This is a genomic window from Corynebacterium sp. USCH3, assembly GCF_037619475.1.
Lineage (GTDB): Bacteria > Actinomycetota > Actinomycetes > Mycobacteriales > Mycobacteriaceae > Corynebacterium.
In genome coordinates this window covers 461,623-473,032 of the sequence record NZ_JAQPZT010000002.1, presented here as the reverse complement: position 1 = coordinate 473,032, position 11,410 = coordinate 461,623, and the positions used below count along the sequence as shown (strand labels likewise).

Genomic DNA, 11,410 nt, shown 5'->3' with positions numbered 1-11,410 from the left:
CCGGTCTCTCCCCGTCCGGCCCGGGCGATAGACTGGCGCCCATGGCAACCAGCTCCCGTCCACCGGCACCGGTGAACCTCATCGTCGGCGCCGACAGCTTCCTGGCTGAACGCGCGCGGCAGCGCATCGTCGCCGCCACCCGTGCGCACGCCGGGATCGACGACCTGCCGGTCGACATGCGCAAGACCTCCGAACTCAACGCCGGTGAGCTGGCCGAACTGCTCAGCCCGTCGTTGTTCGCCGAGGACCGCATCGTGGTCGTCACCGGCGTCGAGGACGCCGCGAAGGACTCCGTGGCCATGATCGAGATGGCCGTCTCCGATCCGGCCCCCGGAGTGGTGCTGATCCTGCAGCACACCGGTAAAGGACGGCAGAAGTCGCTGGTCGCCAGCCTTCCGAAGAAAGGGCCGAAGGGTGCTGTCGAGGTGCACTCCGCCGCCGAGCTCAAAGGCCGGGAACGTCAGAGCTTCGTGGAACAGGAGTTCCGGGACCACAAGGTGCGCGTGACACCGGACGTCACCGCCGCCCTGTTGGACTCGGTCGGTACGGACCTGCGAGAGCTCGCCAGCGCGATCAGTCAGCTCGTCGCCGACACCGACGGCCACGTCACCGAGGAGACCGTGCACCGTTACTACCAGGGCTCGGCGGAGGTCTCCGGCTTCGACGTCGCCGACCTGGCCATCGCCGGACGTACCGACCAGGCGTTGGGTTCGGCGCGACGGGCGCTGCAGCTCGGCGTCCCCCCGGTGCTGCTGGCCTCGGCGCTGTCCGGGATGATCGGTGACATCGCCCGCGTCCACGGTGCGCGGGTCAACCCCCGCCAGCAGGCGGGGGAGTACGGGATGCCACCGTGGAAGCTGGAGAAGACGGTGCGTTCCGCGCGGTCGTGGAAGGCGTCGTCGGTGGCGGCCGCGGTGCAGATCGTCGCCGAGTTGGACGCCGGGGTCAAGGGCCATGCCGCGGATGCGGAGTGGGCGGTGGAGGACGCCGTCCGGCGTATCGCGACGCTCGCCCGGGGGTGAGAGTGTCCCACCCCCGCGGCGGGGTCCGCCGCGGGGGTGGACGGTCGGATGACCGGGATCGTTTCGGGAAGAAACTTTATGTCTGCACAATGATGTTTCCAGTGTGGTCGTCAAACATCGGGCGGCGTCCTACCGTTGTCGGCGTCGGTCGGTTGTGATCCACTGCACATCGGGCCGGCTCGCTTTGTTCCGCTCTCCAGCTTCCGCGAACGAAAGGACACCGGTCCATGACCGCCGCCGACACCACTGATCTCCACGAGCACGTCACCGACTGGCTGACCAATTTCGCCGAAGCGCTCAACACCAGCGACCCCGATGCCGCCGCCGACGCCGTCACCGGCCTCTTCGAACCCGACGGATTCTGGCGTGACCTCGTCGTCTTCACCTGGAACCTGCACACGGCAGAGGGGGCGGAGTCGATCGCCGACATGGTCCGGCAGAACAACGACCGGATCGGCGCCACCGACCTCGTCGTCGAGGACGCCACCGACGAAGGCGACGGTGTCACCCGCGGTACGGTCACGTTCACCACCCCGGTGTTCAAGGCCCGTGCGATCGTCCGACTGCGTGACGGGAAGATCTGGACGTTGCTGACCTCGGCCAGGGAACTCGTCGCCCGTCCCGAGCCCAAGGGCCGTAACCGGCCCAAGGGGGTGGAGCACGGACCCGAGGCCGACAAACTCAACTGGGCGGACCGACGTGCGCAGCGGCAGGAGCGTCTGGGGTACGAGGAGCAGCCCTACGTCCTCATCGTCGGTGGCGGCCAGGGCGGCATCGCGCTGGCCGCCCGCCTGAAGCACCAGGGGGTGCCCACCCTGGTGGTCGAGAAGTCCGACCGCCCCGGCGACCAGTGGCGCGGGCGCTACCACTCCCTGTGCCTGCACGACCCGGTCTGGTACGACCACCTGCCCTACCTGCCGTTCCCGTCGACCTGGCCTGTCTTCACGCCGAAGGACAAGATGGGCGACTGGCTGGAGCACTACACCGGCATCATGGACCTGGACTACTGGGCGAAGACCACCTGTGAACGTGCGTCCTACGACGAGGCGACCGGCACCTGGGAGGTCGTCGTCTCCCGTGACGGCGAGCAGGTCGTCCTCCACCCCACCCAGCTGGTGCTGGCGACCGGCATGTCCGGGGTGGCGAACAAGCCGTCCTTCCCGGGAGAGGAGAACTTCCGCGGCGAGATCCGGCACTCCTCGGAACACCCCGGCGGCGAGGCGGACAAGGGACGCCGGGTCGTCGTCCTCGGGGCGAACAACTCCGCCCACGACATCTGCAAGGACCTGCACGACAATGGTGCGCACCCGGTCATGATCCAGCGCTCCTCGACCCACATCGTCAACTCCGACGCCTTCATCAAGCACGTCACGTCCCCGCTGTTCTCCGAGGAGGCGGTGGAGTCCGGCATCGACACCGACACCGCCGACATGCTCTTCGCGTCCTGGCCGTACAAACTGCTGCCGGCCGGGCAGAAGCAGGCCTTCGACGCCGTCCGCGAGGAGGACGCCGACTTCTACCGGGGCCTCGAGGAAGCAGGCTTCATGCTCGACTTCGGCGAGGACGAGTCCGGCCTGTTCCTGAAGTACCTGCGGCGCGGCTCGGGCTACTACATCAACGTCGGCGCGTCCGAACTCGTCGCCGACGGCACGATCGAACTGCACTCCGGGGTCGGCATCGAGCGCTACACCGCCGACGGCGTGGTGCTGACCGACGGCACCGAACTGCAGGCGGATGTCGTCGTGCTGGCCACCGGCTACGGGTCGATGAACGGGTGGGCCGAGATGCTCATCAGTCCCGAGGTCGCCGACACGGTCGGCAAGTGCTGGGGTCTGGGGTCCGACACGGCCAAGGACCCCGGCCCGTGGGAGGGCGAGCTGCGCAACATGTGGAAGCCCACCCGGCAGGACAACCTGTGGTTCATGGGCGGCAACCTGCACCAGGGGCGGCACTACTCGCGCTACCTGGCCCTCCAGCTCGCCGCGCGGCACGAGGGGCTGGACACCCCGGTGTACAAGCTCGCCCCGGTGCACCACACGTCGTGACCGACGGTGACCGGGGGCGCACGTAATCCGTGACGTCCTCACTACCCCGCGTGGGGGCCGACCTGGCCTTTCTCTGCGTGGGCCGTCACGGATTACGCGCCTCCAGCCCGCTCCTCCGCCAGCTCCGTCGTCTTCCCGTCCAGGCGGGTGGACAGGTCCTCGTGGGACAGGGTGGTCACCCGGTGGATGATCTCGAGCACCTGGTCGTAGTGCCGTGAGGAGTTCTTCAGGTACGACGTGTGGTCCTCGTCGCGCAGCATGACCAGCTTCGCGTTGCCGCCGTCGCGGGTGACCGCGGTGACGTAGTGCTCGGAGTTCGCCGGTGGGACGAGGGTGTCCTTCGTCCCGTGCACCGCGACGACGGGGATGTGACGGTTGATGTTCTGGATCGGGTCGATGCTGTCGTAGCGGTCCGGGAGTTCGGCCGGGGTTCCCTTCATGGCCTTGACGATGTTGTCGTCGCCGTGTTCGGCGGCCCACACCAGGTCCAGCGGCCCGGAGAGCGACACCACCCGGTTCGGTGTGAACTTCGGGTCCGCGCCCAGTTCCCCGGTCTCCAGGTCGCCGCGGGTGCCGGCCCAGGCGGCGAGCTGCGCGCCGGCACTGTGCCCGACGACGGTCTCGTCGTCGATCGTGATCTCCGGGTGGCGCTTGTCGATGGAGGGCACGTAGTCCAGGGCGTCGGCGACGTCGGTGAAGGTCTGCGGCCAGCCGCCCCCGTTGCGGACGTCGCGGTACTCGACGTTGAGCACCGCCAGCCCCCGCGAGGCGAGGTCGGCCGCGATATGGCGCGAGCCGGGGGCTCCGCCGTGCCACGCACCGCCGTGGATGAACACCACCAGGGGCACGGTGTCCTCGTCGTGGTCGCCGGTGGGCAGGTAGAAGTCCGCCCAGTTCTGCGTGGGGTCGGGGGCGCCCTCGCGCACCGGGTAGATGAACCGTTCGACGAAACCCTCGGCGACCTGGTCCGACGGGACATCGGTGACGACCGTCGCGCCGTCGAACTCGGCGGTGTCGGAGGGCGTTGACGGATGCGCGTCCTGGTCGGAACGGTCACCGTCGCTGCAGGAGGCCAGCGCACCGGTGAGGGCGACGGCGGTCAGGACGGACGCGGTGCGTCGGGTGCGGGACGGGGACGACAGGATCACGGCAGGTCACTCCTGAGGGGCGTGAGACAGGGCGTTTCTGAGCGTACTGGAGTGGCGGCCAGATCAGGGGATGGGTCAGGAGGTGAACCGGTCGCCGTCGAGGTCGTCGTGGGGGAGGGTCGCGGAGCCGTGGATGATGCGCAGCAGACGGTCGTAGTGCGGCGACGAGGACTTCAGGAACGACAGGTGGTCCGCCCCGCGGAACAGGACGAGTTCCGCACTGCCGCCGGCGTCCCGGGCCGCCTCGACGTAGTGCTCCGAGTTCTCCTGGGGAACGAGGGTGTCGTCGGTGCCGTGCACCGCGACCACGGCGACGTCCGGGTTGATGTTCCGGATCGGGTCGATGCTGTCGTAGGCCTTCGGCAGTTCGTCCGGCGTGGCGTCCATCGCCTTGACGATGTTGTCGTCACCGTTCTCCGCCGCCCAGATTAGGTCCAGTGGGCCGGCCAGTGACACCACCCGGGTCGGGGAGAAGCGGGGGTGCGCGCCGACCTCGTCGTCAGCCAGGTCACCGCGGGAGGCGGCCCAGGTGGCGAGCTGCCCGCCGGCGCTGTGTCCGACGACGGTGCTGTCCTCGACACGGATCTGAGGATGGTGTTCGCCGATGGTCGGCACGTAGTCCAGGGCGGCGGCGACGTCCTCGAAGGTCTTCGGCCACCCCGCACCCTCCTTGACGCCCCGGTACTCGATGTTGATCACCGCCACGCCACGGGACGCCAGGTCGGAGGCGACGTGCCGGGCCCCGTGGGCGCCACCGTTCCACCCGGTGCCCTGGATGTACACGACCAGAGGGATGGTGGAATCGGCCTGTTCTGTGTCGGTACCGCCGTCGGTGCCGGACGGCAGGTAGAGGTCGGCCCAGTTCTCCGTCGGGTCGGAGGCTCCGTCGGTCACGGGGTAGACGATCCGCTCGACGAAACCGTCGGAGACCTCGTCGTCCGGGACGTCGGTGACGAGGGTCAGGCTGTCTGCCGCCCCGTCGGATGCTTCATCGGAGGTCCCGTCCACCTGCGTGGTCTCGGTGGCAGGGGACTCACCGGCGGCAGCCCCGCCGTCGCCGCCGCAGGCGCTGAGCGAGACCGCGCCGACCAGGGAGGTGGCGACGGCCGCGGCTGCTGTCACGGTGCGCGGGCGGTGTCGGGTCGGAAAAGCCACCGGGGTCCTCCTCGGTCAGTGAACGTCAGTCAGTTTCCACCGGAGTGTACTGATTCCGCCAACCGTCGGACGGTCCCGGTGAGGACCTCCACCCCTGCCAGCATGTCGTCGTCCCGGGTCAGTTCCGCCTCGTTGTGCGAGACGCCTTCGACACTGGGGACGAAGAGCATCACGGTGGGGACCCTCTCCTTCATGTTCGTCGAATCATGGCCGGCGACCGTGTAGACCTCGCGGTGACTGAACCCCAGGTCACGGGCGACCTCTCCTGCCAGGGCGACACCTGCGGCGGGATACGGGTTCAGCGCCCACTGGTGCGTCACCTGTCGGTCCACCCGGACATGCGCCTCGTCTTCCGCCGCCGCGACGACCTCTGCCACCCGGGTCTCCGCCCACTGCAGGACGTCGGTGTCGGGGGAGCGCAGGTCGAGGTTCATCGTCACCTCCCGGGCGATGGTGACAGGGGAGTTGGGTTCCACCACCATCTGCGAGACGGAGGCCTGCAATGTGCCTGCCGGAACCTCGTCAGTCATCCGGCGCACCGCGGAGATGATGAGCGAGGCGCCGAACAGCGCGTCCTGCCGGTCGGACATCAGCGTCGACCCGGTATGTCCCTGCTCACCGTGCACGGTGACCCGGAACTTCCTGGCTCCCCAGGTGGCGGACACCAACCCGATGGTGGTGCCGGTGTCCTCCAACACCCGTCCCTGTTCGACATGGATCTCGGCGTACGCGGCGATCTCCGGGGTCGCGGCCACCGGCGTCCAGTCGGCCTCCGCCAGCGCATCGGCCACGGTGACCCCGGCACGGTCAGTGGCGGCCAGCGCGTCGTCCAGTCCCAGTGCGCCGGTGTACACCGAACTCCCCATCATCGACGGGGCGAACCGGGAACCTTCCTCGTTGAACCAGTTGACCACCGCGAGATTGACGCCGCTGTTCCGTGAGGGGTGTGTTTCAGCGGCGAGTGTCGACACGGCGTGCAGGCCGGCGAGGACCCCGTAGGAGCCGTCGAATCGACCAGCCAGCGGCTGGGAATCCATGTGCGAACCGACCAGGACGTACGGCGCACCGGGGGTGCGTTCGAAGAGTCCGAACTGGTTGCCGATCTCGTCGAACTGCACCCGCCCGCCACGTCGGGTGACCTGGTCGGAGAACCAGGACCGGACGGCGCGGTCGTCCGGGGTGCCCGCCTGCCGGTCGATGCCGCCACCGGGTGTGGCACCGAAGGCCGACATGGCGGCGAAGTCCGCGAGAAAGCTGGTGGTGGACGGGGGAACCGTCGAGTCATGCGTGTTCATCAGAGTGTCTCCTCCTGTGCGTGTGGTCGGGTGGCCCAGTGCTCGTCGCCGAAGACGGTGTCGCCACCCACCACAGTGGCCAGGACCGGGATGTCGGAGATCTGTGAGGGGTCGGTGCCGGGATCGGTCGGGTCCTGCCCGAGTACCACCAGGTCGGCCAGCTGGCCGGGGATGATCTGGCCTTTGCGGCCGGCCCAGCCGGTGGCCTGCGCTGACCCCACCGTGTAGGCGTGCACGGCCTGGGCGGCGGTGATCCGGTCGGCGGGGCCGTAGTCCTGGCCGGACTCGGTGCACCGCTCGACGAAAGCCTGGATCACGGACAGGGGCGCTCCGCCGGCGACGGGGCGGTCTGAACTACCCGGCAGGACGACGCCGGCGTCGAGCACCCGCTGGCCCGGGTAGGACAGCAGGCTGCGGTCGGGTCCGAGCTTGTCGATCATCGCGTCGCCGAATTCGGCGATGAACCGGGGCTGCGGGACCAGGACCGCGTCGACCCCGGCGATCGCGGTCAGCTGGTCGTCGCGTACCACGCCACCGTGCTCGATGCGGTGCGGCATGCGGGGTGGCCCGAAGCGACGGCGTGCCTCGCCGATGACGTCGACGGCGTAGTCCACGGCGGCGTCCCCGATCGCGTGCATGGCCAGCGACCACCCCCCGGCGGCAGCCTCGAGCGCATGGTTCCGCATCATGTCGGGGTCGCCCTGGAAGTACCCGCGGTGGTGGGTGCAGTGGTGGTAGTCCTCCGACATGGCCGCGGTGGAGCCGATCAGCGAGCCGTCGGTGAAGATCTTCGCCGGGCCGACCTGGAGCCACTCGTCGCCGACACCGGTACGGACGCCTGCAGACAGTGAACGTACCGTCGGATCGCCCGGAGCCCCGGCCACGTCGTGCAGGGCGTCGATGGTGACCATCGTCTGCATTCTCGTGCTCAGCAGTCCCTTGTCGCGCGCCGTCTGGTACGCGCCGAACTCCCGGGGACTGTGTCCGATCCACCCGCCGGCGATGCCCGCGTCGGTCACCGAGGTCAACCCTTCTGACACATACCGGGAGGTGGCGAGGTCGAGGGCGCGGGTGATGAGGTTCTCCGACTCCGGCTGCAGCAGCGCCTGTACCGGGCGCATCGCGTTCTCGTCCAGCAGGCCGGTGGCATGCCCGTGCTCGTCGACACGGACCTCGCCGCCGTCCGGCTGGTCCGGGTGCTGCAGGGCGATACCCGCGCGACGCAGTGCCCCGGAGCTCACCGTGAGGGCGTGGCCGGAGTTGTGCTTGATGACGACGGGACGCCCGTCGCCGATCTCGTCGAGGCGGTCGATGCGCAGGGGGCCGTCCTGCAGCGCAAGGGGGTGGAAGTTGGATGCGATGATCCACTCGTCGCCGTCGTCTCCCGCCCGTTGCCCGAGCGCGCGGTAGACCTCCTCGGACGTCCTGCACGCCGCCAGGTCGACCTCCATCAGGGTCTGCCCGAACCACACGCTGTGCGCGTGGGCGTCGTTGAATCCGGGGAGCAGCGTCGCGCCGTCGGCGTCGATCAGCCGGTTCGGGGAGGCGAGACCGTCGAGATCCTCGTCGACGCCGATGATCACCCCGTGCCAGAGCGCGACGCGGCTGGCGTAGGGGCGGCCCGGGTCACCGGTGATGATTGTGGCGTTCTCGATGACGGTGTCGGGACGCAGTGGCATTCGAAGGTCACCTCGCGGTGTGTCGGGGCAGGACGGCCTGCCCGGCTGCTGTGTTGTGGTCCACAGCACCGTACGTCCGCGGCCCCGCGGTGTGGGGTATTCCGCGTCGTCCCTGGGATTCTGTCGGGCGTCCCCGGCGTAGGGTTGTGCACGTGCACTCTCATCCTTCCGGTTCTTCCGGCCCTCCTAGCCTCCCCATGTCCTCCGGACGTACGGGGGACACCGGAGGAGACCACGAGTGGCTCGCCCTGGTGGACGAACTCGACGAGGAGGTGCCACTGCTGGTCGAGGAGTTCCTGTCCGAACTGCTCTCCTCCGGGTTGTACTCCGGGGACCTGGTGACCAGAGAGGATCTCGCCGATTCTGCGGCGGAGACCTTCGTCTTCCTCATCGACCGTCTGCGATCGCCACTGGACGCCCCCGACCGCCACCTCATCGCCCGCCGTCTCGGACGGCACCGCGCCCGGCAGGGGGTGGCGATGCAGGACCTGGTCGATGCTGTGCAGCTGGACTTCCCCGTGCTCTGGCGGCGGCTCCGCAGACATGCCGGTGAGGAACGCATGGGTGTCCTCATCGACCACGTCGAGCGGGTGCATGTCGTCGTCGACCGGTACTCGTTCTCGGTGCGGGAGGAGTTCATCCGCGAGTCGGCCAGGATCGCCCAGAACGTCAGTATCGCCAATCAGCGGCACCTGGCGCGGTTGTTCGCCGAAGGGCCCGTCAACGTCGACGTGCTCGGTGACGTCGCCACCGGCCTGGGGGTGGACGTCGACGCGTCCTATGAGCTGGCGGTGATCTCGCCTGAACATGTCGGTGCCGTGGGCCGGGCCATCGGAGATGAACTCGCCGACGGCACCCTCTTCGGACATGAGCTCGGGCCGACGTTGGCGGTTCTGCGTCCTCCGGAGAGAACACTGCCCCTGGACCGCCTGATCGGCGAATGCGCCGGTGTCCTGTTCCGGGACGTCCGTGGCCTGGCGGCAGTCCGGGTGACGGCACGCGGCGCTGTGGAGATGCTGCGGTCCCATCCTGCACTGTCGCGACTCCATCCGTACACGGACCTTCTTCCCGGTGCGGCGTTGCGGTACATCCGGACCCGTCTGGTCCCGGGCTTTCTCCGGGAGGAGAGCGAGGCGATCGGGGAACTGGTCCAGGACGAGTCCGATCAACTCGTGCCCACGGTGCGGACGTTCCTGAGGACGGGGACGGTGAAAGCGACGGCGTCGGCGCTGTACTGCCACCGGAACACGGTGGTCAACCGGTTGAACAGTTTCGCCAGGGCCACAGGTCTGGACGTCGCCCGGCCCACGGACGCAGCGGTGGTCCAGTTGCTCCTGCCCGTCGCACCGTAACCGGCCGGACAGATCCGGAGTGCCTGTGTTGGGCATCTGCACAGACGTGGCGGGGTGCCGTCCGCCCCTTTGACAACGTTGTGTGACAGGCCTCACTGGCGGTGCCCGCCACTGTTTACGCTCGCACCCGTCCCCCGAGAAGAGGAGAGTTCTGTGGCCTATGACGAGAGCCCCGGTTCGACCGGGCCCACCACAACTGCGCACGCGCCCGACGGTGCGGCCGGCGACGTCGGCGCGACGACCGGCGCCGTGGAGGTCAGCGCGAAGGACGTGTCGCGTATCGCCCGCGCAGCCTTCGTCGGTACGGCGTTGGAATGGTACGACTACTTCCTGTTCGGCACCGCGGCGGCCCTGGTATTCAATCATCTGTTCTTCACGGACCTCAATGCACTCGCGGCCACGATGGCCTCCTTCGCCACCTTCGGCGTGGGTTTCGTCGCCCGGCCCATCGGGGCATTCCTGTTCGGGCTGCTCGGCGACAGGGTGGGGCGCCGTCCCACGCTGATCATCAGTATCGTCGCCATCGGTACCGCGACGGGCGTGATCGGTGTGCTGCCGACGTTCGCCGACATCGGTCTCGCCGCACCGATTCTGCTTGCCCTGCTACGGCTGCTGCAGGGGGTCGCCGTCGGTGGCGAATGGGGTGGTGCGACCACCATCGCGATCGAGCACGCTCCGCCGGAGAAGCGCGGACGGTATGCGGCAATGGTGCAGCTCGGCTCGCCGGTCGGTACGTTGCTGTCCTCTGCGGCGTTCACCCTCGTCCTGTTGCTGCCGTCCGATTCTGTCGACGCGTGGGGTTGGCGGCTGCCGTTCCTGGCGGCGTTCCCGCTGCTGGGGATCGCCCTGATGATCCGCCTCCAGGTCGAGGAATCACCGGTATTCGTCCAACTCATGGAGGATGGTGACCAGCCGAAGACCTCGGCGTTCGAGGTCTTCCGGTCCGGCTGGCGGCAGCTGTGCGTCGCCATCTGCGTCGCACTGCTCGGTGTCGGTGGGTTCTATGTGATGAACACCTTCGTCGTCAGCTACGCCACCGGCACCTTGGGGGTGGATCGTCAACCGGTCGTCAACGCGACGCTTGTCGCCGCCCTCGTGCAGATCGTCGTCGTCCTGATTTTCGGGCGCGTCGCCGAGAAGTTCGGCCCCGGTAAAGTCGTCGCATTCGGAGGTGTGGTGACCGCAGTGGCTGCATGGCCGCTCTTCGCGCTCATCGACACCGGCAGCGTCGTCGCGATCACCGTGGCCATCTCGCTCGGAATCGGTCTCCTCACGATCTCCTACTCCGTTACCGGAGCCCTGCTCAGTGAGCTCTTCCCCGCACATCTGCGCTACACGGGGGTGTCACTGGGCTACAACCTCGCCGGCGCCATCACCGGCTTCCTTCCGTTCATCGCCACCGCCCTGATGGGGTTGCAGGACGAGCCGTCGTCGACACCGGCTATCGCGATCCTCGCGATCATCTCGTTGGTCACCGCAGCCGGTGGTTTCATCGGCGAACGGTGGCGTGTCACCGATGACGTGGTCGTGACCACGCACCCTTGATGCTGACCGCCCAGGGCAGGAAGCTACCCCTACGGCACACCCCCACGGTCTGCGCCGGGGACGGTCGAGTGCAGGTAGCCGCCCGTCCGGACATGTGGTCCACGAGTTAACGGGAAAGAAATGTGGGCTGGGTCATAACCGGTGGTCTAGGGTTGTTTCTCGATAAAGA

8 protein-coding genes are annotated in these 11,410 nt (G+C 68.4%); 4 read left to right on the top strand and 4 right to left on the bottom strand.

Annotation, left to right across the window (positions count from 1 at the left end):
* The first annotated feature begins 41 nt into the window (after window positions 1-41).
* Complete coding sequence (gene holA, locus PQI66_RS05460; RefSeq protein ID WP_339996612.1) at window positions 42-1,022, top strand: DNA polymerase III subunit delta; 981 nt, start codon at window positions 42-44, stop codon at window positions 1,020-1,022.
* Window positions 1,023-1,249: 227 nt separating this feature from the next.
* A complete protein-coding gene (locus PQI66_RS05455; protein ID WP_339996611.1) occupies window positions 1,250-3,067 on the top strand; it encodes an NAD(P)/FAD-dependent oxidoreductase in 1,818 nt (605 codons plus the stop codon).
* 92 nt (window positions 3,068-3,159) lie between these two features.
* On the opposite strand, the gene PQI66_RS05450 is transcribed toward PQI66_RS05455, so the two are convergent.
* From PQI66_RS05450 to PQI66_RS05435, 4 genes are all read right to left on the bottom strand, one after another.
* A complete protein-coding gene (locus PQI66_RS05450; protein ID WP_339996610.1) occupies window positions 3,160-4,215 on the bottom strand; it encodes an alpha/beta hydrolase family protein in 1,056 nt (351 codons plus the stop codon).
* A gap of 75 nt (window positions 4,216-4,290) precedes the next feature.
* Window positions 4,291-5,370, bottom strand: coding sequence for an alpha/beta hydrolase family protein (locus PQI66_RS05445; protein WP_339996609.1), 1,080 nt, complete (start codon window positions 5,368-5,370; stop codon window positions 4,291-4,293).
* Window positions 5,371-5,399: 29 nt separating this feature from the next.
* Complete coding sequence (locus PQI66_RS05440) at window positions 5,400-6,665, bottom strand: M20 family metallo-hydrolase (RefSeq protein WP_339996608.1); 1,266 nt, start codon at window positions 6,663-6,665, stop codon at window positions 5,400-5,402.
* Entirely contained in the window at window positions 6,665-8,344 is a 1,680-nt protein-coding gene (locus PQI66_RS05435; protein WP_339996606.1) for an amidohydrolase, read from the bottom strand. Before PQI66_RS05435 ends, PQI66_RS05440 begins: the two co-directional genes overlap by 1 nt.
* Window positions 8,345-8,541: 197 nt before the next feature.
* Here PQI66_RS05435 and PQI66_RS05430 point away from each other — a divergent pair, with 197 nt between their 5' ends.
* Both PQI66_RS05430 and PQI66_RS05425 read left to right on the top strand, forming a co-directional pair.
* Window positions 8,542-9,696: a helix-turn-helix domain-containing protein gene (locus PQI66_RS05430; protein ID WP_339996605.1), complete on the top strand. Its 1,155-nt coding sequence runs from the start codon at window positions 8,542-8,544 to the stop codon at window positions 9,694-9,696.
* A 153-nt stretch (window positions 9,697-9,849) separates the two neighbouring features.
* Window positions 9,850-11,241 (top strand): MFS transporter, encoded by a 1,392-nt coding sequence (locus PQI66_RS05425; protein ID WP_339996604.1) that lies wholly within the window; start codon window positions 9,850-9,852, stop codon window positions 11,239-11,241.
* Window positions 11,242-11,410: the final 169 nt, after the last annotated feature.

Excerpts from the sequence above, each read along its gene's own strand:
- holA (WP_339996612.1), top strand. The coding sequence starts at position 42 with ATGGCAACCAGCTCCCGTCCACCGGCACCGGTGAACCTCATCGTCGGC.
- PQI66_RS05455 (WP_339996611.1), top strand. The coding sequence starts at position 1,250 with ATGACCGCCGCCGACACCACTGATCTCCACGAGCACGTCACCGACTGG.
- PQI66_RS05440 (WP_339996608.1), bottom strand. The coding sequence starts at position 6,665 with ATGAACACGCATGACTCGACGGTTCCCCCGTCCACCACCAGCTTTCTC.
- PQI66_RS05435 (WP_339996606.1), bottom strand. The coding sequence starts at position 8,344 with ATGCCACTGCGTCCCGACACCGTCATCGAGAACGCCACAATCATCACC.
- PQI66_RS05430 (WP_339996605.1), top strand. The coding sequence starts at position 8,542 with ATGTCCTCCGGACGTACGGGGGACACCGGAGGAGACCACGAGTGGCTC.